Source organism: Deltaproteobacteria bacterium (genome assembly GCA_026388415.1).
In the GTDB taxonomy this organism is placed as follows: Bacteria; Desulfobacterota; Syntrophia; order Syntrophales; family JACQWR01; genus JAPLJV01.
In genome coordinates this window covers 50,719-76,613 of record JAPLJV010000008.1, presented here as the reverse complement: position 1 = coordinate 76,613, position 25,895 = coordinate 50,719, and the positions used below count along the sequence as shown (strand labels likewise).

The 25,895-nt window shown below is 51.6% G+C and carries 25 protein-coding genes; 19 read left to right on the top strand and 6 right to left on the bottom strand.

Annotated elements, in window-relative coordinates; all coding sequences use genetic code 11:
* Nucleotides 1-1,089 carry a polysaccharide deacetylase family protein gene (locus NT140_02215; GenBank protein MCX5830700.1) on the top strand — a complete coding sequence of 363 codons (1,089 nt, stop codon included), beginning with the start codon at nucleotides 1-3 and terminating at the stop codon, nucleotides 1,087-1,089.
* Complete coding sequence (locus tag NT140_02210; protein MCX5830699.1) at nucleotides 1,086-2,231, top strand: tetratricopeptide repeat protein; 1,146 nt, start codon at nucleotides 1,086-1,088, stop codon at nucleotides 2,229-2,231. Before NT140_02215 ends, NT140_02210 begins: the two co-directional genes overlap by 4 nt.
* On the opposite strand, the gene uppP is transcribed toward NT140_02210, so the two are convergent.
* The 3 genes from uppP to NT140_02195 all read right to left on the bottom strand — a co-directional run bounded on the left by uppP (nucleotide 2,223) and on the right by NT140_02195 (nucleotide 5,565).
* Nucleotides 2,223-3,017 carry an undecaprenyl-diphosphatase UppP gene (uppP, locus tag NT140_02205; protein MCX5830698.1) on the bottom strand — a complete coding sequence of 265 codons (795 nt, stop codon included), beginning with the start codon at nucleotides 3,015-3,017 and terminating at the stop codon, nucleotides 2,223-2,225. The two genes, NT140_02210 and uppP, sit on opposite strands and share 9 nt — an antisense overlap.
* Before the next feature lie 207 nt (nucleotides 3,018-3,224).
* On the bottom strand, nucleotides 3,225-3,845 hold the full coding sequence (locus NT140_02200; GenBank protein ID MCX5830697.1) for a DUF799 family lipoprotein: 621 nt from the start codon (nucleotides 3,843-3,845) through the stop codon (nucleotides 3,225-3,227).
* A 124-nt stretch (nucleotides 3,846-3,969) separates the two neighbouring features.
* Entirely contained in the window at nucleotides 3,970-5,565 is a 1,596-nt protein-coding gene (locus tag NT140_02195) for a SpoIID/LytB domain-containing protein (GenBank protein MCX5830696.1), read from the bottom strand.
* 151 nt (nucleotides 5,566-5,716) lie between these two features.
* Between NT140_02195 and NT140_02190 the strand changes: the two genes are divergently transcribed.
* Nucleotides 5,717-6,832, top strand: a complete 1,116-nt coding sequence (locus NT140_02190) for an N-acetylmuramoyl-L-alanine amidase (GenBank protein ID MCX5830695.1) — start codon at nucleotides 5,717-5,719, stop codon at nucleotides 6,830-6,832.
* On the top strand, nucleotides 6,829-7,689 hold the full coding sequence (locus NT140_02185; GenBank protein ID MCX5830694.1) for a tetratricopeptide repeat protein: 861 nt from the start codon (nucleotides 6,829-6,831) through the stop codon (nucleotides 7,687-7,689). The genes NT140_02190 and NT140_02185 overlap by 4 nt, the downstream gene beginning before the upstream one ends.
* Before the next feature lie 18 nt (nucleotides 7,690-7,707).
* Here NT140_02185 and NT140_02180 read toward each other — a convergent pair whose 3' ends face one another.
* Nucleotides 7,708-8,781: a C40 family peptidase gene (locus NT140_02180; protein MCX5830693.1), complete on the bottom strand. Its 1,074-nt coding sequence runs from the start codon at nucleotides 8,779-8,781 to the stop codon at nucleotides 7,708-7,710.
* 253 nt (nucleotides 8,782-9,034) lie between these two features.
* On the opposite strand from NT140_02180, the gene NT140_02175 reads away from it, so the two are divergent.
* Both NT140_02175 and NT140_02170 read left to right on the top strand, forming a co-directional pair.
* The gene (locus NT140_02175) at nucleotides 9,035-9,244 is read left to right on the top strand and encodes a dodecin family protein (GenBank protein ID MCX5830692.1); all 210 of its coding nucleotides are present in this window, start codon (nucleotides 9,035-9,037) and stop codon (nucleotides 9,242-9,244) included.
* A 168-nt stretch (nucleotides 9,245-9,412) separates the two neighbouring features.
* A complete protein-coding gene (locus NT140_02170; GenBank protein ID MCX5830691.1) occupies nucleotides 9,413-9,799 on the top strand; it encodes an NUDIX hydrolase in 387 nt (128 codons plus the stop codon).
* 660 nt (nucleotides 9,800-10,459) lie between these two features.
* Here NT140_02170 and NT140_02165 read toward each other — a convergent pair.
* Both NT140_02165 and NT140_02160 read right to left on the bottom strand, forming a co-directional pair.
* Nucleotides 10,460-10,945 carry a hypothetical protein gene (locus NT140_02165; protein MCX5830690.1) on the bottom strand — a complete coding sequence of 162 codons (486 nt, stop codon included), beginning with the start codon at nucleotides 10,943-10,945 and terminating at the stop codon, nucleotides 10,460-10,462.
* Nucleotides 10,946-11,631: 686 nt separating this feature from the next.
* Nucleotides 11,632-12,072: an arsenate reductase ArsC gene (locus NT140_02160; GenBank protein ID MCX5830689.1), complete on the bottom strand. Its 441-nt coding sequence runs from the start codon at nucleotides 12,070-12,072 to the stop codon at nucleotides 11,632-11,634.
* Between the two features lie 153 nt (nucleotides 12,073-12,225).
* Between NT140_02160 and NT140_02155 the strand changes: the two genes are divergently transcribed.
* The 13 genes from NT140_02155 (at nucleotide 12,226) to hisD (ending at nucleotide 25,847) form a co-directional block, all read left to right on the top strand.
* Nucleotides 12,226-12,933, top strand: a complete 708-nt coding sequence (locus NT140_02155; protein MCX5830688.1) for a response regulator — start codon at nucleotides 12,226-12,228, stop codon at nucleotides 12,931-12,933.
* A 200-nt stretch (nucleotides 12,934-13,133) separates the two neighbouring features.
* The gene (locus tag NT140_02150; protein MCX5830687.1) at nucleotides 13,134-13,982 is read left to right on the top strand and encodes a PstS family phosphate ABC transporter substrate-binding protein; all 849 of its coding nucleotides are present in this window, start codon (nucleotides 13,134-13,136) and stop codon (nucleotides 13,980-13,982) included.
* Between the two features lie 81 nt (nucleotides 13,983-14,063).
* A complete protein-coding gene (pstC, locus tag NT140_02145; protein ID MCX5830686.1) occupies nucleotides 14,064-14,951 on the top strand; it encodes a phosphate ABC transporter permease subunit PstC in 888 nt (295 codons plus the stop codon).
* Entirely contained in the window at nucleotides 14,948-15,841 is an 894-nt protein-coding gene (gene pstA, locus NT140_02140; GenBank protein MCX5830685.1) for a phosphate ABC transporter permease PstA, read from the top strand. Before pstC ends, pstA begins: the two co-directional genes overlap by 4 nt.
* Entirely contained in the window at nucleotides 15,835-16,605 is a 771-nt protein-coding gene (pstB, locus tag NT140_02135; GenBank protein ID MCX5830684.1) for a phosphate ABC transporter ATP-binding protein PstB, read from the top strand. The genes pstA and pstB overlap by 7 nt, the downstream gene beginning before the upstream one ends.
* Before the next feature lie 79 nt (nucleotides 16,606-16,684).
* Nucleotides 16,685-17,380 carry a phosphate signaling complex protein PhoU gene (gene phoU, locus NT140_02130; protein ID MCX5830683.1) on the top strand — a complete coding sequence of 232 codons (696 nt, stop codon included), beginning with the start codon at nucleotides 16,685-16,687 and terminating at the stop codon, nucleotides 17,378-17,380.
* On the top strand, nucleotides 17,380-19,122 hold the full coding sequence (locus NT140_02125) for an ATP-binding protein (protein ID MCX5830682.1): 1,743 nt from the start codon (nucleotides 17,380-17,382) through the stop codon (nucleotides 19,120-19,122). Before phoU ends, NT140_02125 begins: the two co-directional genes overlap by 1 nt.
* A gap of 365 nt (nucleotides 19,123-19,487) precedes the next feature.
* Complete coding sequence (rho, locus tag NT140_02120) at nucleotides 19,488-20,738, top strand: transcription termination factor Rho (GenBank protein ID MCX5830681.1); 1,251 nt, start codon at nucleotides 19,488-19,490, stop codon at nucleotides 20,736-20,738.
* Nucleotides 20,739-20,857: 119 nt separating this feature from the next.
* The gene (gene rpmE, locus NT140_02115) at nucleotides 20,858-21,088 is read left to right on the top strand and encodes a 50S ribosomal protein L31 (GenBank protein ID MCX5830680.1); all 231 of its coding nucleotides are present in this window, start codon (nucleotides 20,858-20,860) and stop codon (nucleotides 21,086-21,088) included.
* A gap of 125 nt (nucleotides 21,089-21,213) precedes the next feature.
* Complete coding sequence (prfA, locus tag NT140_02110; protein MCX5830679.1) at nucleotides 21,214-22,284, top strand: peptide chain release factor 1; 1,071 nt, start codon at nucleotides 21,214-21,216, stop codon at nucleotides 22,282-22,284.
* A 7-nt stretch (nucleotides 22,285-22,291) separates the two neighbouring features.
* A complete protein-coding gene (gene prmC, locus NT140_02105; protein ID MCX5830678.1) occupies nucleotides 22,292-23,143 on the top strand; it encodes a peptide chain release factor N(5)-glutamine methyltransferase in 852 nt (283 codons plus the stop codon).
* 152 nt (nucleotides 23,144-23,295) lie between these two features.
* A complete protein-coding gene (gene murA, locus NT140_02100) occupies nucleotides 23,296-24,552 on the top strand; it encodes a UDP-N-acetylglucosamine 1-carboxyvinyltransferase (protein MCX5830677.1) in 1,257 nt (418 codons plus the stop codon).
* Nucleotides 24,549-25,847, top strand: a complete 1,299-nt coding sequence (gene hisD, locus NT140_02095) for a histidinol dehydrogenase (GenBank protein ID MCX5830676.1) — start codon at nucleotides 24,549-24,551, stop codon at nucleotides 25,845-25,847. Before murA ends, hisD begins: the two co-directional genes overlap by 4 nt.
* The last annotated feature ends 48 nt before the right edge of the window (nucleotides 25,848-25,895 follow it).

Here is a 25,895-nt window from a genome sequence, read left to right as displayed (position 1 = left end):
ATGCATAACAGAAGTGCAAATCGGCTGAAATTCAGATGCGCCTTTTATTATTTCATGATTATTATTGCTTTCCTGTCGGGTTGTGCCGGGGAGCAGGTTATACCACCTCCGCCTTTAGTGCCGCCCGTTGAAGCAACCCCCACCCAGGTGGCACCACCCGCCCAGACGCTGGTGCCGCCGGGTGAGTCGCCACAATACACATCTTTTGCTGTCGTAACTGTTAAAGATAGAGATACTTTATCGTCCTTGGCCTCACAATACCTCAATGATGCTTCCAAGGGCTGGATGATTGCGGAATTTAACGAAGTTTCGGAGGTCACGCCGGGGCAGAAGCTGATTATCCCCCTTAAATATTTCGAGCGGGGGGGGCTGACGGTGAAAGGGCATCAGACAGTGCCAATCCTGGCTTATCACAAATTTTCCGAGTCCAAGGCAGACAAAATGACCGTCACTGCGTCCGCCTTTGAGGAACAGATGAAGTTCTTGAAAGATAAAGGCTACCATGTTATTACACTCAACCAACTATTCGATTTTCTTGATTTTAAAATCCAGATACCCAAAAAATCGGTGGTTATTACTATTGACGACGGCTGGCGCTCTACCTATGATATCGCGTTCCCTATATTGAAAAGATATGGGTACCCGGCTACCCTCTTTATCTATACAACGCTCATATCGGGCAATAAACTGACCCTCAATTGGGACCTCATTAATGAAATGGCCGGCCAAGGCATTGACCTGCAGTGTCACACAAGGACCCATCGCAATTTAAACGCCCCCGTCTCCAAAGAATCTTTTAAGGAGTATTTTGAGGCAATCGAAAAGGAATTGCTTGATGCGGCTAAAGCAATAAAAATGCGAACCAACAGAGAGGTGCAGTATCTTTCATATCCCTTCGGGAATATTAATCACTTGGGTATTGCGTTGCTCAAGAAGCAGGGTTATCGGGGCGGAGTGACTGTTACGCGTGCCGGCAATGCTTTTTTTGTAAATAACTACCGGGTAAACCGTTCGATGATTTTTGGCGAATATACCTTGCAGCAGTTCGAAAAGAATCTGGTGATTTTCACCGAAGAGTCGCTCAAATGAAAAACTTTCCGTTCCATAAAACAACTCCGGTTATCTTTCTCCTGCTCGCCGTTTTATTGCTCAACAATTGCGCAACCGCTCCTGTCAGCACTGTGGATGCGGCAGCTCCTGTTGCTGAGTCGGCATCTGACAGGGATAAAGTTGCGAAGGCGCCTGTGATTCCGGCTGCCGATCCCTTTGCTGATGTTTACCGGAATAAAGCGATAAATTATGAAAAGGCGCAAGAGTTTCTGAAAGCAATCGAGATGTGGAAAATATTCAGCAGCTTGACGCCGGCCGACAGAGAAACGATCAAGAAGATAGAAGAATTAAAAAAGCAGGCGGACACAGCCGCTGCCAGTCATTTTAAAAGCGGGGTGGCACATTATCAGAAAGGTGCGGCAGCTTCGGCCCGCAAGGAGTTTTTGCTGACACTGTTATACAATCCCGATCATAAAGCAGCGCTGGATTATCTAAAAAACAAGTTGACCGGGGAGGAGCCCACTCAGTATGTGGTGAAAAAGGGTGATACGCTGCCAAGCATTGCCCAGAAATTTTACAACGATCCCCAAAAAGATTTTCTCATATCCTATTTCAATAATATTGATAAGCAAACCGGCTTAGTCCCCGATATGAACCTGATAATTCCCATTCTGGAGATTTCAGAACCGGAAAAGCCCAAGGAGGAGTACGATTCGACGCCCGGGGAAGAGGAGGAAGCGCCACCAGCGGCTGATATTGCGGGACTTCTTGCCAAGGCCATGGAGCTTCTTAATGCCAAAAAATATCGGGACGCTATCCCGGCAGCGGAAAACATAATGAAGTATGAGAGCACGAACAGCGCTGCCCTGAATATCGTCAATACCGCCAATTACGAGCTGGGCAAAATTGCCAATGCGGCCCGGAACTATACGGAAGCGCTGAAATATTTCAGAAAAGTCAATCCCGGGTTTCGAGATGTGAAGAATGTCATAATATCAACACAAAATCTCCTTGCGGAGGTGCGTTACAACATGGGCGTTAAATTGTACGTGGCTGAAAAGATCGAGCAGGCGATTCGGGAGTGGAAGGAAGCGCTCGCGCTTAATCCAAAACACCCGCGGGCAGGCAGGGATATTGAAAATGCTCAAAATCTGCTTAAAAAAATACAAAAACTAAAATGAACGTACCAGGGCAATCAGGACTACCAGGGAACCCAGTATGAATCGGTACCAGGCAAAGGGCAAAAAGCTCCTGGTCTGAACATAGCGCAGTAAAAAACCAATACTGGCAATACCGGTAACAAAGGAGATCAGCATACCAACCATGAAGTTTGCGGTTATCAGTGCTGGATTGGCGACAATATAAGGCAGCTTGACCAGGGCAGCGCCAAATATAATGGGGGTTGATAGCAAGAACGTAAATCTGGCCGCCCCTTCTCTCGTAAGCCCCATGAGCAGTCCCATGGTCATGGTGATACCCGAACGGGAAACCCCGGGAATAATGGCCAGCGCCTGAGACAGGCCGATCATCATACTGGTTGCCAACGTTATATTGTTCATCTCAATATTTCTGGCGCTTTTTCGATCTGCCCAGTACAAAAAAACACCCGCCATAATCAGCATGATCGCGATCAGAAGGGGGCTTCTAAATATAGTCTCCGCTTTTTTTTCCAACAGAAAGCCGGCTATTGCGCCCGGGATGGTGGCCGCCACCAGATACCAGAACAAGCGCCCATCCTGGCTGCGGGCATCTGCCAATCCTTTGGTGACTAACCGTAGCCAATCCTTCCAGAAGTAGATTACCACGGCAACAAGAGTGCCGATGTGGAGGGCGATGTCAAAGGTAAGTCCCGGATCCGTCCAGCCGAAAATCCAGGGAACCAACACCAGATGCGCCGAGCTTGATATGGGCAGAAACTCACCCAGTCCTTGCAGCAATCCGAGTATTACCGCTTGTAATGTTGACACCTGGGACCTCGTTATTCCATTCCTAAATCAAAGCGCTATCTTTGTTGGCGTCGTCGTCGGCTTCCTCGACGTATGTACAATACGCCTCGTCGCCTCCTCCTTGCCGCCTCGATATCATCTTTGATTTAGAAATGGAATTATTCCTCGTGTAAACCCAGGATTTTTTTATCCATAAGTAACCCTCTTTTTTTCAACTGCGGCCGACAGCTAAAAAATGTTTTTTAATATATTCTTTTTTTCTTTAAAGGAGTCGCCCATGTCAGAAATAATCTCATCGAGCAGTTTCACGGCTGACTCCGCTTCCGACTCCCCACCGATGATGCCCATCTTCTTCTTTTCTCCCGCATTAGTCATTTTCGAATCCTTCATGATTTCTGCGGACCACAGAATCTCACCTGTCTCTACATGCAAAAGCTTGGCCGTGAGATATACCTCGGCATGGGTAATCATATTCTGGGCATTCTTGCTCTCTGAATAGTTATGGAGAGTACCTGTAAGAATCGCGTCTGCTCCGAGCTGCTGCAATTTTTGCCGGGTTTTTTCGTCAATAATCCCCGATTCGATGTTCTGGAATTTCGCCTCTTCCATGATTTTCTTGATGTCGGTGCGGTCCACCAAGATAAAGCGGGAGCCGACCATGGCGGCGGTGAATTTATCAACTACAAAATCCTGACTAAGACGGATATCCGGCCCCCGGTTGAAATTCAGGATGGCAACCCGCCGTACCTTCTCAGGGCTATAATCCTTGGCAAAGTTGATCTTATATACGCTAGCGCCGGCGCAGGCCCATAAGAGAAAAGGGAATATCAGCAATGCAACCTTTTTCATGACGACCTCCTAAAATCTTAGTTTGGTTTTATAATTATGCCAGTTACGGCGCAAGTTAACCGCGCCGCCGTTACTCTATAACAGGTACTGTTTTATTAAGCACCTTTTTTCTCCCACCTCCGATTTACCGGTATATCGTCTTCAATGCAGTCCCGGGATAATAATGCCTTAAAATTTGCTCATAAGCAGAACCGCCCTGAGCCATCCCCTGGGCGCCCCATTGGCTCATGCCCACGCCATGACCAAAACCGCGTCCCTCAAACAAGTATCCATCTTCCTGTTTCTGGATGGAGGCCAAAACACTTTTCATGTTGGTTGCGCCCAGCCACATCCGGAGACTGTTGGCACGGATTTTTAGCGGGCCGCTGTCGGTTGTAACTTCCACGGTCGCCAGCCGACCAGAAGGTGAAACTTCACCCGCCGTCAAATCGCTAATCTCCTGAATGCGGAAGCCATTCTTCTGAAGAGTCTTGAGAAGATCCTCATTTTTTACCAGATATTGCCACGACAGGGGATTAAATTTTTCCGAGATATCGTCATTTTTAACCTGGTAGTAGAGAAGTGAAGAGCCGGACCAGACCTGGGACGCATCCTCTAAGACACCGCCGCTATGGGAGTGGAAATAAGTCAATACCGGCTGGCCGTTATAAACCAGTATATTGCCGCGAGTAGAGGAGACGGCCTTATTCGTATTATCGTTGCCCGCATTGGCGCCTCCGTAAACCTGGGAGGCAGTGGTGGCAGCGACATCATAATCCTTATCTTCGGATTTCCGCAGCAGATAATAAGCATAGGAACGGGCGCTCACTGCTTGCGCCTTGAGTGCCTCCAATTTCCAGGAAGGCAGCATTTCCTTGGGAACTACGCCTTCTAAATAGGCCTCCAGGGGCAGTTGATTGATCAGCAAGACCTGGTTCTTGACAATCTTTAAGACCGCGTTCCCGTTGTAGGGCCGCCCTTGCCAGTTGAATGGCCCTTTAACGGGGACCAGCGTCAACTGGCTTCCCAGTATTTGATCCTCTACCTGCAATTTTTGATCAACATTGGCAAAGCGATATTCCCCCGGCGGCCATTTCTGGCTGCCGTCAGCGGTTCGTAGTTCCACCTCTGCCTGAAAACGCAGAGTAACTTGTTCCGACTGATTCAAGGCTACCCGCACCAGAGGTACTTCCGACAGCAACGGCATATCCGCAACCGGAACCGTCTCCTTTTGAGCAAGAGGCGCTGAACCAGCCAGGTCGGACTCTATCCGCTGCAGCATGTATTGAGCGGTAGACCCCCGCAAGGACTTCGGAAAAAGTCTTACAAAACTTTGGAAACTTTTCCTCGCCGGTTCCCATCGTCCCAATTCGAACTCGATCATCCCGGCGTTATAAAAGGCATTTTCCGGTATATCCATAACGGTAAATTCCTTGCGGGCCTTCAGGTAAAGATCGAGCGCCTCTGCCTTATGGTCCAGAAAAAGCGCCTGGACATCGGCGATCCGCACCAGACCCAACGCCCGTTCCTTTGGCTTGCGACTGTACTGATAGAGCTGATAATAGGCGTCCATACATTCCAGAAATTGTCCCTGGTCCAAAAATATACGGGTCTGCTCCAGCAAGGGCCCGGCGTCAAAATCAACAGCCCTTGCCGGGGCGGCCGGAAAACTGATCAGGAAAGCAATAACAAAGGCAGCGGTAATTTTTTTTGCGAATGCAGAAATGTTGAATAATAACATGATGTTCCTCTAAATAGCCGCTGAGTACGGTCTGATGGCTGGATAAGAAATTCTTCCTTGCGCAAACCATACCGGTATGGCTATTGTGTGTCAAGATTAAATATGTTAGAAGGCTGCAAATTATTTTTATGTCCCTTTCAGGAGTCTGGCTATGGACAGGCGGACATTCATCAATCTTTGCGGCAAAGGTTTCCTGGCGGCGGCGGTTCTGGGTCTTTCCCCCCGTTCCGTCCAGGGAGCGCCTACTGCTTTGGAGTGCGCCTTTGACGGGCAGAACTTCATTCAGAGTGGAGAATATGCCAAGGCCATTATATCCCTGAAACAGGCGGTCCGATTGGACCCCGGGAACGATTGGTCCTATGGTCTCCTGGGACGGGCCTACCACGGGCTCGGACAGAATGCCGAGGCCTTGGCCGCCTTCCGAGAAGCCGTCCGTTTGAATCCCGCTGATACCTACTCCCGCCTGATGACTGAGATCATCGCCCAGAAGCCCGTTCCCCGTTTGCAGAAAGAGGAAAAACCGCCCTCACCCTTAGAGAAGGAAGCCGGCAAGGAAGAAGAACGGATGCTCAATCGTCTGCGCTCGGAGGAGGGCCTCCGGTATCAGGTCCAGCGCGTGGTAATTGATGCCGGTCATGGGGGTTTCGATCCGGGCGCCGTCGGGAAAAGCGGCCTTAAGGAAAAGGACATCACCCTCGAGATCGCCAAATATCTGCAGCAGCGGCTCGAAGCGACGGGGAAGAAGCGGGCCTTCCTGACCCGCACGGATGATTACTTTGTTCCCCTGGCAGAACGAACCGTCATTGCCAATCAGTACCGCGCCGATCTCTTCATCAGTCTCCACATCAACGCCAATCCGAAGTCGGATCCCAGCGGCTCGGAAACCTATTTCTGTTCCGAGCAGGCATCGAGCAAGGAGGCGGCGCGAGTGGCCGCGACAGAAAATGCCGTCGCCAAATACGACCAGCCCGTCAAAAAGAAAGCTGGCTATATTGACGTGGAAGACATCTTTTTCCGTTTTGAACGCAAGCTCTACTGGGATGAGAGCAGTAAATTTGCGAAGCGTTTTCAGGATGGAATCAAGCAGAGCCTGCCTCTGCAGAGCCGCGGCATTCATTCGGCTGATTTTTCGGTCCTCCGCACGGCCAGGATGCCGGCGATTCTCATCGAGACGGGATTTATTTCCAATCCGGGCGACGAGGCCAATCTCGCACAACCGGCGTTTCGTGATCAGATTGCCCAAGCCATTGCGGGAGGGATTCTATGAAATTGATGCCTGCAAAGACGGCAATCTTCATAACGGCATGCGCCATTTTTCTCTTTTCTGCCAGCATCTCGCCGGCAGCCGATGTTGACATCCTGATTTTCCAGGGCGCCGATTATCATTACCGCGGGAACCTGGATGAAGCACTGACTTCGTTTCAGGCGGCTGTGAAGCTGGAGCCCCGCAATGAGTACGCCCATAATCAATTGGGGATTATCTACGCTAAGAAGGAGCGGTTCAACGATGCCTTTCAGGAATTTTCCATTGTTGCCAAAATAGATCAGAATAACACCTTTGCGCTGATGTGGCTGGGCATCCTGAATTTGCAGAAGAATAATCTGGACAAGGGTTTCGAGAACTTTCAAAAAATCATCCAGGTTGATCCCTCCCACGCCGATGCCTATTATTATTTGGGGGCCATCTATAACATCCGGCACAACCCGGCCAAGGCCATTGAGTATCTGAAAAAATCCCGTGATGCCGATTCCGGTGAGGCGGACACCCACTTCCGGCTGGGGAAAGCCTTCCGGCAGGTGGATATGGTCAAAAATGCGCAATTAGAATACGGGCGGGTCCTCGAATTAAACACATCCTATAACGCCGCCAGAAACGAACTGGGGTGGCTTTACTACAATGCCGGAGACTTTGCGAAGGCTTTTGCGGAATGGCAGCAGAGTCTGAAGATCAATCCCCGTGACAGTGACGCCATCTTCAGTCTGGCCCGCGGCTGTAATGAACTGGCCTGGAAGGCTTACAAAGAGGGAAGGCAGCAAGATGCTTCGTCATACTGGAAAAAAGTACTGGCCGTAGATCCCGAGAATAAGGCCGCCAAATACTATCTGGGAAAAAAGACCAAATAGCCTGCCGTAACCAGCCAATTAACGATCCGCATACCTGATAACCCGGCGCGCCGTTAGAAAGCGGGAGTTGAAGTATTTATCGCTGAACAGGATCAAGGTTACGCCTTTGCTTGAGGCGGCGTGGACGAGGAGATTACCACCCAGGTAAAATCCCACATGGGTAATGGAACCCGCTCCCTTGGTATCAAAAAAAAGCAGATCTCCCAGGCGCAGGTTTTCCTTGCTCACGGGCGTACCCCGCTTAGCCTGTTCCTGGCTGGTGCGGGGGATAGCGTAGCCATTCTCTTTCATGACGAGACTCGTAAACCCGGAACAGTCCGATCCGGCCCGGGTCGCTCCTCCCCAAACATACGGGGTACCCAGAAACGACTCCACGGATTCCCGGAACTGGTCGAAATTAAGCGCCACGGGCGGTGACGGGGGAGCATCCGCGGGGGCGGACGCAGATTTTGCGGTTTTCAACTCCTTCCACCGGGCCGGTTCCCGCTGCTTGGCGGAGCGGATAGCGTCCTCAACGATCTTGTCGGCGGTTCCCAAATCCTGATCCACGGAAATGAGCATGTAGAGAACGAACTTTTCCAGGTCCACGGGATGACGCGCAGCTTCGAGCAGGCCGCCAATCATCTTGTCGAGAGTGAAAGCCGGCCAGTTCCTTCCCTTGGCGTGACTGATCAATTCCTGGGTAATATGCACAGGGACCCCGCCAATATTGCATTGACGGAAGGCGATGGCATAGCGGGTCATTTCTTCGGGTTTGATGTCCGTGGCAAAGGCCAGCATGGCAAGTTCCTCAACCTCGTCCCGGGGCGCCCCGTTTTCTACGGCAAGGGTGCAGTCCAGGGCAACCTGGACGCCCCGCTGGATACTCACTTCATCAAATTTGGCTCGCGAAAGGATACTATAGATAAGCTGGCTGTAGTCGAAGGAAATTGATCTGCCTTGGAGTTTCTCACCTATTAGCTTCCGCCAGTTTTTCTTCTCAGCCCCCGTCAGCCCCTTGTCTTTCTTCAGCAGTATGGCGAAATTATTCAGGGGCTCGTCGGCTAAAACAGATGACGGTTTGGCCAGTTCGAGGGCAAGCAGAAAAACCATTGATAGTCCAATCCGGAATAAGAGAGCTGAAACAGAGAGGTTTTTCATATTTTCATATTTCCACTTTGCAATATTTCAATTTATTTATTTCCGCGACCCCTGCCTCTTCCTTCAGTATTAAAGCTTTTTGCCCATAGAGGCAAGATAAATTACACCTACCGCATTTATCTTTCGTTTTTCTTTTGGCAATGATATAATGCCGAACATGTTGTCAACCTCTATTAACCTTTAACGTACAGAAAGGAGAGAAACAATGGCTGAAAGCGTGTACAAAATTATCGAACTGGTGGGGTCAAGCAAGGTTTCCTGGGAAGATGCAGCTAAAAAAGCGGTGGAAATTGCGTCAAAGAGTCTAAAAGAATTGCGTGTTGCGGAGATTGTCAAACTCGACATGACCATTGAAGACGGTAAAGTCGCCCTCTACCGTGCCAAGGTTAACCTGTCATTTAAATATCTCGCGTAATAGCCTTGATGTGGGGGCAGGGACCATCTCCATCTGCCCCGCCCTCACATCACTCGTTACTGTTTACCACCCCGTGCCGTCAGGCAGAACGACCTCAAGACAAGGAGAAAGGCGACCATCAAAATCAAGAAACGCTGTCCGGCTTGCGGCGCGGAACAGGAGGAGTATTTGAACCCGCTGCCTACGGTGGACATTATCATTGAGATAGAAAAGCGGGGCATCGTCTTGATCAAACGGAAAAACTCCCCCCGTGGCTGGGCCCTCCCGGGCGGCTTCGTTGACTACGGAGAGGCACTGGAAGCGGCCGCCCGCCGGGAGGCAAAAGAAGAAACGGGCCTTTCGGTGAAACTCGTCCGGCAGTTGCACACCTACTCTGACCCCACCCGCGACCCCCGTCACCACACCATCACGACCGTTTTCATCGCCAGATCCACTGGCACGCCCATTGCCGCCGACGATGCAGAGGAGATCGGCGTCTTTACCAAAGAAAATCTGCCGCAACCGCTCATGTTCGACCACGCAAAGATATTGGCTGATTACTTTGAGAGCACTTGAATATTACATAATCCCAGTAACGGTAAAGGTAGAGCCGCCCTTTATTATCCAGAATGAGGGGTCGGTAATCACCCGGCCGGCCGATAGCGGAATTCTCTGTAAGAATATGGAGCCAATCCGCAACAGCTGGGGTGATAAATGACGTCTCCCCCAAGCTTAACCTTATTATTGATTGTGCCTGGATATCAAATACGCAGGTTCATGCGGTTTTCAGGTTTTTCTTATCGTCAACTGGGAAAATATGGCGCTGTCCTGTACGAGATAATTGCCATATTGTCAACATAATTTGGCATACTTTTTTCCATCGGTTGATATCCCCGTTGAAGGAAATGATAAGTGGCTAAATTTACACGGAACAATATATAACATATTAATATAGTTGAATATACATATGCTGCATCATTATCGTTCAAACCGTTAGAAAATGACCTGTTTTGAATGGTTAGCACATCTATCAACAAAGTTATCAACAGTGATCTTAACATTGCTGTTGATATGCCGAGTATAGCTTTTAAAGTGGTTACAATTATGAATTTAAATACGCAGGGAACTGCGGTTTTCAGGTTTAATGAGCAGATTCTATAATGGGCGGGATTTCAGGAATCACTCGCCAATTCCCATGTTCATGTTTTATAACTGTCCTATGATGCTGTAACAATTTCATCTATCTCCCCCATCAGCCGGAGTATAGCTATTTTCTTCTGAGTCTGGCGTATAGACGATCACTTTGTTACCTTCGCCCATCTTAACGTTTACCCACGCGGTGATTCTACAGTAACAGACTCCTACATCTTGGCCTTCAGGTGACTTCAGGACAAAACCACGCTGTACCTGGTTAATTGCTTGGGCTTCAAACTGCATTCTTTTAACAAGATCCTTGAAGAGCTGGGGATCGGGCGGGATTGGTCTCCAAAGATCATTGTCCAGTAAATACCGCTTCTTCAGGCCCATGATGACGATGGGATAGGCGTCGTTAGGACCGCTGGCATAATAATTCATGCCCGGATCAATCTGGAAAGCCTCAAAGTTATTCTGGGCAATTTGGTCAGATACATTTGTTCCATAACCATTAAAAAAGGCAGCACAGCCGGATAATACCAATATGCCAAGAATCAGAATACCGTATTTTTGAATAGCTCTTTGCATTTGTCAGTCCCCTTTAAACAAGGCATCCAATTTTGACTTGGCTGTATCTCTGATTTCTTTTTCCTGGTTGTCTTGTGCCGAATCCCGCAAGACAAAATAGCCGCAAAAATTACTCCAGCTTTTTTCAATAACTCTCTCAGCCTGTGGTTCCCTGCAAGAATTATAAGCACCCGCCACATAAAAAGTACAGTTGAGGCAACAATGCAGGTCAGATTGACAAAAGAGACAAATCTCCTGCCTTCCCACAGGGATCTTAATTTCCAGCTCCTTAAAACAGGCATGGCACCTTTTCACGATTGTAATTCCACAATCCCTTGTTATTTACTTTCCGTATTATAGTGCATGTAAACACTGCTGTCAATTACCCCGGCAAGGCGCTGGATATTTTGCATAAATAGTTAATATGAATGGAATAGCGACGGGGAAGGCAATATTTATCAATCATATTCGACACTAAGGGTATTCCTTTATATATTCAAATATATGAAGGAATAAATCCCCAATAATTTTAGATATTGCGATAAAATCAGGCGAGAATTTGGAAATACAGGCATCAAAGCCATAGTTGTCGTGGCTAGCGGGGATCCAAGCCATCGCTGTCGGCGTATCATCGCGCTGAATGTATCCCACCGCCGTTTCACGGGTTTCCAGGTACGTCAGTGTAGTGACCGTTTTCGCGTTTAACTTCAGACCGCTGTCTCGTTTATAAATGTCAATACGGATTTCCGGATATCATCTCTGATGCTACGGGTCGCCTCAAGCTTTTCCTCCCAATTGCCCGGCAACGCTGCCGGATCAGAAAAACTCCAGTGAAGTCGTTTCGTGACGCCGGGGAAAATTGGACAGCGCTCGGCATTAGCCGCATCGCAAACCGTGATGACGTAGTGGAAGATAGCCCCGGACTTATAGAAATCAAGCACCTCTTTCGTCCGTTTGGTGGAGATATCAATGCCTATCTCGTTCATAGCTGCCACCGCCAGCGGGTTCAGCACTCCGGGCTCCAAACCGGCACTTTGGGCCTCAAAGAAGTCTCCGGCCAAGTGATTCAGAAGGGCTTCCGCCATTTGACTACGGGCACTGTTATGTATGCACACAAAGAGTACCTTGATTTTCTTGCTGTTTGTCATAGGTTAGTTCCCCATTCTCATTTTTAAGACAACATACAGGATCAATGTTACAAATTCGTGAAGATTTTGCTAAAATTTGGTTAATTTGCGATAATTCGATTGATTTCCGGGAACGTCTCTTTTACATTTGCCCTACCGATTCAAGGAGAAAACATGAATAAGATGATCCTTGTCGTTGATGACGAAAAAGACATTGTAGAGTTGGTGGCTTATAACCTGAACCGCGAAGGTTATCAAGTTGCCAGGGCGTACGACGGGCGTCAGGCGTTGCAGCTCATCAGGGAAAATAAGCCTGATCTCGTCATTCTGGATTTGATGCTGCCCGGAATCAGCGGTTTTGAGGTATGTCGGCTTATCCGCAAGAAGACTGAGACGGAAGGTCTGCCGATTATTATGCTGACGGCCAAGTCGGACAGCGTTGACAAAATCATGGGACTGGAAATCGGCGCTGACGACTATCTTACCAAACCTTTCAATGTCCGGGAATTAGTTGCCCGAGTGAGGGCCGTGCTGCGACGTTGGGAAAATCGTACGGAGCAGGAAGATACCGAGAAGATTTCCGTGCCGGGGTTGGAAGTAGACTTTCGCACCTATGAAGTTATGGTAGAAGGAGAAAAAATTGCTCTTGGTCCGACTGAGCTTAAGTTAGTGCGGTTTCTTGTTACGCACCCCGGTCGGGTCTATTCACGCGACCGGTTGCTGGATAACATCTGGGGCAATGAAAGTTTCGTCGAGCCCCGAACCGTGGACGTGCACATCAGCCGTCTCCGGGCGGCGATCGAAAAAGACAAGGATGATCCCCGCTACATTTTAACCGTGCGCGGCATCGGCTACAAGTTTGCCGAGTTCAAGGCCGTTTAGTAAGTTAGAAATTATTTCTTGCGTTTTTCCGGTAATAAATAATTTCGTAAACTTACTTACCCCGTTTACGGGGCTGAACTGGTGTCGCCGACCGCATGCAATCTTCATTGATCTTTCACAATCCTGTCATCAAATTGTAACAATTACCTGTTATCCTTCCTCCGCTTTACAAATTAACCAACAATAGGAGGAAATGTATCATGTTTAAAGCGTTTAAAAGTTTGTTATTGGTCGCGGCCCTGCTGGTTATCATGGCGGCCAAACCCGCCTTTCCGGCGGACGGAGTTGTTATTAAGGGTTCCACAACCGTTCTGCCTATCGCCCAGGCCGCAGTAGACGCCTACATGAAGCTTCATCCGGGCGTCCAACTGTCATTATCGGGTGGTGGATCGGGAGACGGAATCAAGGCCCTGATTGATAGTTCGACGGATATTGCCAATTCTTCCCGGGAAATCAAAAAGGAAGAGATTGAACTGGCGAAAACGAAAGGCGTGAACCCCGTAGCCACCGTGGTCGCCCACGATGCCCTCACGCCCGTAGTCAATCCGAAGAATAAGGTAAAAGACCTGACCATAGACCAGTTAAGCCAGATCTATCAGGGCAATATCACGAACTGGAAGGAAGTGGGCGGCGATGATCTTCCCATCGTTGTCATCTCCAGGGATTCATCGTCAGGCACCTTTGAGTCCTGGGCGGAGTTCGTGATGAAAAAGGCCAAAGTGACGCCGCGGGCGCAGATGCTGGCTTCGAGTGGCGCCCTTTACACGGCCGTATCGAAGAATAAAAATGCGATCGCTTACATTGGCATCGGTTATATGAAAAAAGGCGTAACGGCTTTAACGGTCAATGGTATCCCGGCTACCCAGGAAACAGCTCTTTCCCGGAAGTATCCGCTTTCCCGGGAACTCTACATGTACACAAATGGAGAGCCGAAGGGAGAGGCAGCCAAATTCATCGCTTTCGTGAAGAGCGCCGAAGGACAGAAATTGGTGTCAAAAACTGGTTTTGTGCCCCTCGCGAGTCCGACAAAAGGGAAAAAGAGCAAGTAAGGGCGGGTTTTAAACCCGCCCCTACATAAATGGGTGCGATTGAATTGGCACAGGGGAAAAGGGGAGGGGGACAGATAAATTATGAAACGGTCGCAAAAAGAAAATATCATCCGGAAAATATTTTTCGCCTTTTCCCTGACTTCCATTGTCATCCTGGGGCTGATTGTTTTTTCCCTGTTTCAGGAAGGCTTGCCGATCTTTAAAAAGGTATCGGTGGCCGGCTTTCTCTTCGGCATGGAATGGTATCCCACCTACAACCCGCCCTCTTTCGGCATCTTCCCGCTGATCGTCGGTTCATTCTTGGTAACTTGTGTGGCAACGATAATTGCCGTACCCTTGGGGGTGCTTGCCGCCGTTTACATTGCCGAGGTTGCTCACCCGGCCCTGAAAGAGGTCTTCAAATCCCTCATTGAACTTCTGGCCGGTCTGCCTTCCGTCGTGCTCGGTTTTTTCGGCATGGTCATTGTCGCACCCTGGATTCAGGATACCTTCGACCTGCCGACGGGATTGAACATCGTCAATGCTTCCCTGCTCCTGGCTTTGATGGCCATTCCCACCATCGCCAGCATCTCTGAAGATGCCCTGTATTCCGTGCCGCGCGAGTATAAAGAGGCTTCCTACGCGCTCGGTGCAACAAGGCTCGAAACCATTACCCAGGTAACTATGCCGGCTGCCTTATCTGGTATTTCTACGGCCGTCATTCTCGGCATGGCGCGGGTAATGGGGGAAACAATGGTGGTGCTCATGGTTGCCGGCGGCTCAGCGGCGCTGCCGCGCAACATTTTTGATTCCGTACGGCCTCTCCCGGCGAGCATTGCCGCTGAAATGGGCGAAGCGCCCTTTGGCGGCGACCACTACCACGCCCTGTTTGCCACGGGCATCGTGCTTTTTCTCCTGACGTTTCTCTTCAGCCTCATTTCCGATTATATATCTAACAAGTACAAGGAAGTAGGATCGGGAACCTTATGATGGCGGATCAAACAGCTACTCTGGGCAGATCATCACTTAAGTGGCGATATCTTAAACAGAAGATGTTTTTTGTCGTCCTGCGTCTCACCGCCTTGGTCATAGTATGTGCGCTGGGAGGCATCCTGCTGGATATCTTCCTGAAGGGCATCTCCGTAATCAGTTGGGACTTCATTACCAAACCGCCGACGGATGCCATGACCAAGGGGGGCATTATGCCCGCCATTATCGGCACCCTGTATCTCGTTATTGGCGCAGTAGCGGTCGGTTTGCCGCTGGGCGTCGCTTCGGCCACCTATCTTTCCGAATACGCCCGCCAGGGTAAATTGGTAAGAAGCATCAGAATTGGCATTAATTGCCTCGCCGGGGTTCCCTCGGTCGTCTTCGGTCTCTTCGGTTTGGGTTTCTTCGTCGTTTTCCTGAAATTCGGTTCTTCCATCCTCGCGGGATCTCTGACCCTGGGTTTTTTGATTTTACCGACGATTATCGGCGCCTCCGAAGAGGCCTTGAAAGCGGTGCCGCAAACCTTCCGGGAGGCCTCCCTGGCCCTCGGTGTCTCCAAATGGAAGACTATCTACAAGATTGTTTTACCCTCTGCCCTGCCGGGCATTCTAACGGGCTCGATCCTCGGGATTGGCAGAGCAGCGGGGGAAACGGCCCCCATCATGTTTACGGCGGCGGCATTCTTTACCACCAAACTGCCCCACTCGATATTTGACGAAGTCATGGCGCTACCCTACCATATCTATGTTTTGGCGACGGCGGGCACCAATATCGAGGAGACCATGCCTATTCAGTTCGGGACCGTCCTCGTGCTCATTGCCCTTGTCCTCGGCGTTGATCTGATCGCCATTGTCATCAGGAGCACCATAAGGAGAAAGAAACGTTGGTAACTACGAAAGACAACAAAATAATTGAAGTTCGCAATCTGAATTTTTTCTATGGCAGCTTTCAGGCCCTGACGGACATCACGATGGATTTTGAGAAGAACCGCGTTACCGCGCTCATCGGGCCATCTGGCTGCGGCAAATCCACCCTGCTGCGTCTCTTCAATCGCATGAACGATTTGATTGACGGCACCCGCGTGGAAGGCGAGATCATCTTCGAAGGTCAAAATATCTACGCCCCCGAGGTTGATCCCGTCGAAATCCGCCAACGGATCGGCATGGTATTTCAGAAACCCAACCCCTTTCCCAAGACGATCTATAACAACATTACCTTTGGGCCCCGGCTCACAGGGCTGAGCGACAGTAATGGTCTCGATGCCTTGGTTGAACAGAGCCTGCGGCAGGCGGTTCTCTGGGATGAGGTAAAGGATATCCTCCATAAACCGGCCATGACCCTGTCGGGCGGGCAGCAGCAACGTCTTTGCATTGCCCGGGCCATCGCCATGAAGCCCGATGTGCTCCTGATGGATGAGCCCACCTCGGCCCTCGATCCCATCGCGACGGCCAGGATTGAAGAGTTGATTGAAGAATTAAAGGAAAAATATACGATCATCATCGTCACCCATAACATGCAGCAGGCGGCGCGTATTTCCGATAAAACGGGATTCTTTTATATCGGAAAACTGATAGAATACAGTTCAACGGAAAAACTTTTCACGGCCCCCGATGTGAAGCAGACGGAAGAATACATCACGGGCCGGTTTGGTTGAATTGAGGAGACTCCGTAGGGGCTGGTTTCAAACCCGCCCCTACAATCTGTCCCAAACGGGGGAAAAGGAAGATATGGAAATAGAAAAACGGCATACCAGTGTCCAGTACGAGAGCGAGCTCCAGGAGGTGAGAACCAGCTTGATCTATATGGGGGCTCTCGCGGAAAAGGCCATTGAAAAAAGCGTCAATTCCCTCCTGCAGCGGGACTCGGCCCTTGCCCGCAAGGTGGTGGCCGAAGACGATCAGATAGATCGTCTCGATATGGATATCGAGGATAAGTGTATCCGCCTGCTGGCTTTGAGACAACCCGCCGCACGGGACTTGCGGTTTATTACCACGGCCATCAAGATCAACGGCCACCTGGAGAGGATCGGCGACATGGCGGTAAATATTGCCAAAAAAGTGATCATTTTGAATGCCGAGCCGCAGTTGAAACCTTACATAGATCTGCCCCGCATGGCGGAGATCACGCGGGGCATGATCAAAGAGAGTATTGACGCCTTAGTCAACGAAGATGTTACCCTGGCCAACAAGGTCAGAAGTGACGACGAGCGGGTAGATAATCTGACCGAACAGATATTCCGGGAGCTCCTGACCTTCATGATAGAAGACGGGCACACCATCCATCGTGCTATTATTATTATGCAAATCTCCAAAAGTCTGGAACGGATTTCTGATCATGCCAAGGGCATTGCGGATATGGTGGTATATATGGTAACGGGCAAAAGCGTCCGGCATGAAGAACCGGTGGAAGGCGGAGCGGAATCAAGCTGATGAAAAGCCGACTGTTTAGAAAAATTTTCACCGTTTACGCGCTTACCATCTTTGTGGTCATCTCCCTGGATAGCTTATTTGTGGCCACTCAGACCCGGCGCGACATCGCCGCCCAGATCAGGCAGGAGTTGCTGAGCCAGGGACGGGTTATGCTGCTCATGCCGGGGGAGCAGCTTATCCACAATATCCAACAGTTGTCCGAAGTCTGGCAGTCGCGCCTCACCGTTGTCAATGCAGACGGCCAGGTGCGGGCCGACTCGGACCGGGAGGCCAGTAATTTTGACAGCCATCTCGACCGTCCGGAAATTCAGGAAGCGCGGGTCAAGGGGCAGGGCAGCGCCATCAGGTACAGCCAGACCCTGCGCATTGATATGATGTATGTTGCCTTCCCGGTGCGTGTCGGGGAGAAAATTACGGGTTATATACGCCTGGCCAAGCCCCTGCGGGAAGTTGAAACCGCCATCAGCCATTTCTACCAGATTGTTTTCCGGGCGGCCGTGATTATCTTGGCATCCTTTCTGCTTTTAGCTTTGTTTTTTATTCCGCGGCTTATCTCCCCCCTCCTGAGAATCAAGGACTACACGGAAAGGGTGAGGGGGCAGGAGACGCCCGGAAGCCTATTGATTTCCTCGCATGATGAAATCCAACAACTGGCCGATAACATCAACCTGCTCGTAGAAACCTACACAGAAAATATTCGTATTGCCCGGGAAGAGAGGGAAAAACTGGCCGCCGTCTTTGCGAGCATGACGGAGGGGATGGTCATCCTGAATCGCGAAAACCGCATTGAAATGGTGAATAGAGGCGGCGGCGACATTCTGGGCAACAAATACGCGGAGATAACGGGTAAAACCTTAATGGAAGCCTTCCGCAATGTGGAGCTGCAGAACGCCCTTGACGCCTGCCGTACCGAGGACAAGCCTGTCTCTCAGGAGATTTCTCTCGGCGACGACAACCCGCTCCTGCTGAATGTTAACATTGTGCCGATCAAGGGTTTGCCGGAAGAAGAATCTAAAACAATCATGGCTTTTCACGACGTCACCCAACTGCGGAAGCTGGAACGGGTCAGGGCAGATTTTGTAGCCAATGTGACACATGAAATCAAGACCCCCCTGACGGCCATCCTCGGCTTCGTCCAGACGCTGCAGGAAGGGGCGATGGAGGATAAAACGCAGGCCGCCAGATTTCTTTCGATAATCTCCGCCAATGCCCTGCGGTTAAACCGTTTGGTTGAAGATCTGCTGACCCTGTCACGCCTGGAGCTCGGCGAAGCGGGATTGCGTCTGGAGAAGGTAGATGTGCGCGATGCGGTTTTGCAGGCCATCGCCGTTATTGAGGGTCAGGCCAAGGCCAAGGGCCTTGCTATCCGCCAGGACTGGCCTGATGACCTGCCTCCGATCCTGGCCGATGCCGACAGTCTGCTGCAGATACTGTTGAATGTTCTGGATAATGCGGTAAAATTCACCCCGTCGGGAAGCATTGCCGTGGCTATCTCGGAAACCCACCCCTACTTGACCATCACCATTGCTGATTCGGGGATCGGTATACCCAGGCATGAGCTTGCCCGCCTGGGGGAGAGGTTTTACCGGGTGGACAAAATGCGCTCCCGGGAACTCGGCGGCACCGGTCTTGGCCTCTCTATAGTCAAGCATCTGCTCAAGGCGCACCGGGGCTGGATGGAGGTGGAAAGCCAACCCGGCGCTGGGACGACAGTAAAACTTCTTTTCCCGATAGACGCCTAAAACCGGCCACCCGGAAATGCCCGGCGGCTCCGCTTTCACAATCGTATCGCCAGCCCCTGCTTTTCGATGCCATAACATCGCTGTTCATACGCCAAAAAAATGCTTGACAGGTAATTCTGTTTCATATAGAGGGTAGCCAACGAAGATAGGAGCATGCAGAATCCTTCCTTTTGAGGTGTTTCAAGAGTTCAAGTAACGACCCAAAATCTTAATCCAGGTTCTTCTTAAACTAATTTAGTTTATTGCATAATATAATCTACTCAGCTTTTTCAATGGAAACACAATTTAGATGAAACAATCAAATCACTTGGGCGGTGCTCTGGTTATGCAGCGCCCGCCTAATCCTAATTTTACAAGGAACTATTATGAATATTGACGACATTAAAAGACTACCGATCAGCGAATTGACGAAACAGGCAAAAGATCTGGATGTGGCGGGCGCCAGCGGTATGAGAAGGCAGGACCTGATTTTTTCCATCCTGCAGGCCCAGGCCGAGAAAAACGGCGTCATCTCCGGGGCCGGGGTGCTGGAGATCCTGCCCGACGGCTTCGGTTTTCTCCGGGCCGTGGATTATAATTACCTGCCCAGTCCCGATGATATTTACATTTCACCCTCCCAGATCAGACGGTTCAGCCTGAGAACAGGGGATACGATAGCGGGAGAAGTGCGGCCGCCGAAAGAGGGAGAAAAATATTTTGCCCTCCTGAAGGTAGATACGGTCAACTTTGAATTACCCGACGTCGCCAGGGACAAGATTCTCTTTGACAACCTGACCCCGCTTTATCCGGAGGAGAAATTGGACCTGGAGTCAGATCCGGAAAACTTTTCGACGCGGATTATGGATCTGTTTACTCCTATCGGCAAAGGGCAGCGAGGCTTGATCGTCTCGCCGCCGCGCGCCGGGAAAACTGTGCTGCTGCAGGATATGGCCCACAGCATTGCCAAGAATCATCCCGAAGTCATCCTGATGGTGCTTCTGATTGACGAGAGGCCGGAAGAAGTGACGGATATGCAGCGCAGCGTGCAGGGTGAAGTCATCTCCTCCACCTTTGACGAGCCCGCCACTCGACACGTCCAGGTTGCTGAAATGGTTATCGAAAAGGCGAAACGTCTGGTGGAACACAAACGGGACGTGGTTATCCTGCTGGACAGCATCACCCGGCTGGCCCGGGCCTATAATCCGGTGGTGCCTCCGAGCGGCAAGGTGCTGTCCGGGGGGGTGGATTCCAACGCCCTGCACAAACCCAAACGTTTTTTCGGCGCCGCCCGCAACATTGAAAACGGCGGCAGTCTGACCATCATCTCCACAGCTCTGATTGATACGGGCAGCCGGATGGATGAAGTCATCTTTGAAGAATTCAAAGGCACGGGCAATATGGAATTGCATCTGGATCGCAAGATTGCCGATCGCCGAGTGTTTCCGGCCTTTGACCTGGTGCGATCCGGAACCAGGAAGGAAGAGTTGCTGATACCGAAGCAGAACCTGAACCGGGTCTGGATACTGCGGCGGCTGCTCCAGGAAATGAATCCTGTGGATGCCATGGAGTTCATCGTCAGCAAGATCCGCAAAACGGAAACCAACCAGGATTTTCTGGCCTCCATGCACCAGGGTTGATAATAACAATCCCTAAACAGAACAATAATTTCCTTGAATTTATTCAGGCGATGTTATAAGGCCCGTGAAACCAGGAACGGTATATTTTACAAATCAGTCAGAAGAAGCGAGGATAATCTATGAAGCAGGGTATTCATCCGGAATATACGGAAACAACCATCAGTTGCGTATGCGGCAATGTGATTGCCACCAAGTCCACGAAGAAAGATATCAGAGTGGAGATATGCTCCCAGTGTCACCCCTTTATGACGGGCAAGCAAAAAATTATTGATACGGCCGGCCGGGTGGAGCGGTTCAACAAACGCTATGCCCTCCAGGATGAAAAAAGCAAGCAGGCAAAAAAAGTTTAGCATTCCAGTCTCCCGCCCCAGCGCTGCCCTTTTGCCGGGGAAACGTCCATCTCAGATCCCCGGGTGGTCCGTGGGAATCTCCGGTAACCTGATGGGCTGCATTCCCCCGGTTTCAAGACGCTATTATGTTCGATAAACTAAAAGATATTGCCACAAGATACGAAGAACTGGAGGGGTTGCTCAGTTCCTCGGAAGTGGTTGGCAAGCAGGGTCTCTATCAGAGGTATGCCAAAGAGCACGCCGACCTTCGTTTACTGGTGGAAACATTCAAGAATTACGAAGATATCAAGGGACGCATCGAGGAGGGGCAGGAGATCCTGCGCGGCGCCGATGAGGAACTCAAGCAATTAGTCAAGGAAGAGACACCCCAACTGAAAGAAGGCCTCAACCTGCTGGAAAGTAAATTGCAACTGCTTTTGCTTCCCAAAGACCCCAATGACAGCCGGAACGTATTTCTCGAAATCCGGGCCGGCACCGGTGGAGACGAAGCGGGACTTTTTGTGGGCGACCTTTTCCGGATGTATGCGCGCTATGCGGAGCTGAAAAACTGGAAGGTAGAGGTGATCAGCAGCTCTCCGGCGGGCGGGATGGGGGGATTCAAGGAAATTATTGCGCTGGTTGCCGGTGCAGGCGCCTACAGTCTGTTGAAATACGAGAGCGGTGTGCACCGGGTGCAGAGAGTGCCCGTAACGGAGGCCCAGGGCCGGATACATACCTCGGCTGTCACGGTGGCGGTGCTCCCTGAAGTGGACGAGGTGGAGCTCAATATTGATCCCAATGAACTGCGGATAGACGTCTATCATTCCAGCGGCCACGGCGGTCAAAGCGTCAATACCACCGATTCGGCCGTACGGATTACCCACCTGCCTTCCGGTCTCGTGGTCACCTGTCAGGATGAAAAGTCACAGTTGAAAAATAAAGCCAAGGCGATGAAGGTGCTGCGGGCCAGGCTCCTGGATGCAATGGTCAAGACACGGAATGCGGAAATTTCCGCTACCCGCAAAAATCAGGTGGGCAGCGGCGACCGCAGCGAACGGATCAGAACCTATAACTTCCCCCAGGGCCGGATGACGGATCACCGGATCGGCCTGACACGCTATGATCTGGCGAACCTCATTGATGGCGATATCCAGTCGGTCATTGATGCCCTGGGCACGCATTTCCAGGCCGAGGCTCTTAAGCAGGCCGCTATCTGAATCGTTTATGAACATTCGTGACATGCTCGGGCAGGCGGCGGCCAATCTGAAAAAATCGGGTTCAACCTCGCCACGGCTGGATGCCGAAGTGCTGCTTGCCTCATATTTAAATACCGATCGCCTGGAACTCTATAAAGCCCCCGAAAGACCCCTGGGGGAAGAGGAAATTGCGGGGTTCGGGAAATGGCTGGCTCGACGTCTCCAGGGAGAACCGGTCGCCTATATTATCGGGGCGAAGGAATTCTGGTCTCTGCTTTTTGAGGTCAACCGGGAAGTCCTCGTCCCGAGGCCGGAAACGGAAATTCTCGTGGAAGAAGCCCTGCAGTTCGGCAAAAAAATGCCGCCGCCGGGACTGCGTATTCTGGAAATCGGGGTGGGAAGCGGCGCGATCAGCGTGGCTTTGGCTACGGAGTTGCCCGAGGCCCGCTTGATAGCGACGGATATCTCGGCCGGAGCCCTGGCGGTGGCTCGTCGTAACGCCCGCACCCATGGCGTGGCGGACCGCATCGAATTTTTGTGCGGAGACATGTATGGGCCGGTTGTCGGGACATTCGATCTGATTGTCTCCAATCCTCCGTATATTACGGCCGGGGAATTCGGACAGCTTCCGCGTGGCGTCAGGGAATACGAGCCCCGGCAGGCGCTGCTCGCGGATGAGGGAGGCACGGCCTGTCATCGGGAAATCATTGCCGGGAGCGGGAAGCACTTGAGAAAAGGGGGTTGGTTGCTCCTGGAAATGGGGGTCGGCCAGCAAGAAAGCGTGGCTGGGCTGCTGAAGAAGGCAGGGAATTTTGAGCATATCGGAACCCGTCGTGATTACGGCGGCTTGGAACGGGTTATAAAAGCCAGAGCGACATGATCAACATTTTCCATGCGGAGTTGCATTTAAAATGATAACAAGGCGGCAAGGAGGAGGTGACGCCGGCGTACGTTACCGTACGTTTAGGAACCGACGACGAAGCCAACGCAGTTAGCGTTTGAATGCGGCTGCGCATCAGAGGAGCAGCGCCAGTGGACAAAATAGTCATTAACGGAGGGAACAGACTGCGGGGAGAGGTTCAGGTCAGCGGGGCCAAGAATGCCGCCTTGCCCATCCTGGCCTCGGCCCTGCTTACGGACGGATGGAATACTTTTTCCAATATACCGAATCTGGTGGATATCAGGACGATCGGGAAACTCCTGAAAAACCTCGGGGTGGAAATTGAGGGAGAATGTCCGGTATTAAGAGTTAATGGCGGCGCCATCAGCAATTGCGAAGCCCCTTACGATCTGGTCAGAACCATGCGGGCCTCTATCCTGGTATTGGGACCGCTGTTGGCTCGGATGGGGGAGGCGCGTGTTTCCTTGCCCGGGGGCTGCGCGATTGGCGCCCGTCCCGTTAATCTGCATCTGCGCGCCCTGGAGGAAATGGGAGCCAAAGTCAGCCTGCAGGAAGGCTATGTGGAGGCCAAGGCCCGGAGATTACGGGGCGCCGACATTTATTTCGACATTCCCACGGTTACGGGAACGGAGAATATCATGATGGCGGCGACACTGGCGGAAGGGGTTACGGTGCTTTCCAACGCCGCCAAAGAGCCGGAAGTGGTCAATCTGGCCGACGTCCTGGTCAAAATGGGGGCGAGAATCAGTGGCGCCGGCACGGACGTGATCAAGATTGAAGGGGTCAGCGAGCTGCATGCCGTAGAGGCCGAGGTCATTCCCGACCGCATCGAGGCGGGCACGTTTCTGATTGCGGCCGGTGTTACGGGTGGGGATATTTTGCTGACAGGATGCGCCCCCCGCTATCTGGACGCCCTGATCACGAAGTTGCGGGCAGCGGGCATGGAAATTAACGTCCGGGATAACAATGTGCGGGCCGTGGGAGGAGATGCGGTGCGCAGCATAGACATCAAAACCATGCCTTATCCGGGCTTTCCCACCGATCTCCAGGCGCAGATCATGACCATGATGGCCATCGGCTCCGGCCTCAGCGTGATTACTGAGACTATTTTTGAGAACCGCTTCATGCACGTCAGCGAGTTGCTGAGAATGGGCGCCGATATTGTCATTCAGGGCAATCACGCCCTGGTGCGCGGCGTGGCGAAACTTCGGGGCGCCAAAACCATGGCCACGGATCTGCGGGCCTCGGCATCCTTGATCCTGGCCGGGCTGGCGGCGGAGGGAACCACGGAGCTGTCGCGAGTCTATCACCTGGATCGCGGCTATGAAACTATTGAAAAGAAATTCTCCGCCATAGGAGCAGATATCAGGAGGGTAGCGTCGTCATGAAGATTATCCATACGGAGGACCCGGCCTTTGCTGAGACTTTTCTCGGAATCAGGCAGCGCGGCAAGGTATTTGATGAGGAAATCTGGGCGATTGTGGGAGGGATCATAGCTGATGTGGTGCAGAATGGCGACGCGGCCCTTTTTCGTTATACGGAAAAATTCGATGGTATCTCACTGAATTCCTGTACTATCGAGGCCAGTGAAGCTGAAATCGAAGCCGCCCTCGGCAAAGTTTCCCCGGAGAATTGGCGTGTCCTGCAACTGGCGGCCGAACGTATTGAGCGCTTTCACCGGCAACAGGCAGTCCCTTCCTGGTTGGCCGCCGAGGAAGCAGGCATCGAACTGGGGCAGCGTGTCCTGCCTTTGGAAAGGGTCGGTATTTATGCCCCCGGAGGGCGCGCCGTTTATCCCTCCACGGTGCTGATGGCGGCCATTCCAGCCCGGATTGCCGGGGTCGCCGAGATTATCCTAGTGACGCCCTCAAAAAGCACGGAGCTGCATCCGCTGATTGTCGCGGCGGCAAAGCTGAGCGGCGTGAACCGCATCTTTAAAATAGGCTGCGCGCAGGCCGTAGCCGCCCTGGCCTACGGAACGGCATCCGTCCCTGCCGTTGACAAGATTGTGGGGCCTGGCAATGCCTATGTGGCCGCCGCCAAGAAGATGGTCTTCGGCCAAGTGGCCATTGATATGATCGCCGGTCCCAGTGAGGTGCTCGTGATCGCCGATGAAACGGCCGTGGCTGCCCACGTGGCCGCCGATCTGCTGGCCCAGGCCGAGCATGATGTCATGGCCAGCGCCGTCCTGCTGACCCCGCTCCGGATGCTGGCTCAGCAGGTGGCGGAAGCAGTTGAAGAACAGTTGCCGCAACTCTCAAGAAGAGAGGTCGCCCGCCAGGCACTGGCGGATTTCGGCATCCTGATCGTTACAAAAGATATGGAAGAGGCCTTCGTAATTGCCGACAGGTTCGCTCCGGAACATCTGGAACTCATGGTGGCTGATCCCGCCGCCGCCTTAAAAAAAATAACAAATGCCGGCGCGGCGTTTCTGGGCGGAACCACGCCCGAGGCGCTCGGGGATTATATCGCCGGTCCCAACCACATCCTGCCCACGGGCGGCACGGCCAGGTTTTCTTCACCCCTGGGAGTTTATGACTTTGTCAAACGAACGAGTATTTTGAACTTTTCCTCCGCTGCGCTATTAAAATACGGCAGCGAGGCGGCGTATTTTGCCGAGCTGGAGGGTTTCGACGCCCACGCCCGTTCCGTCACGCTGCGGCTGGCGCCAAAAAATCCTTGACAAAACGGCCATAACAGGTAAAGGGCAAAGCCGACCTTGATGAATGCA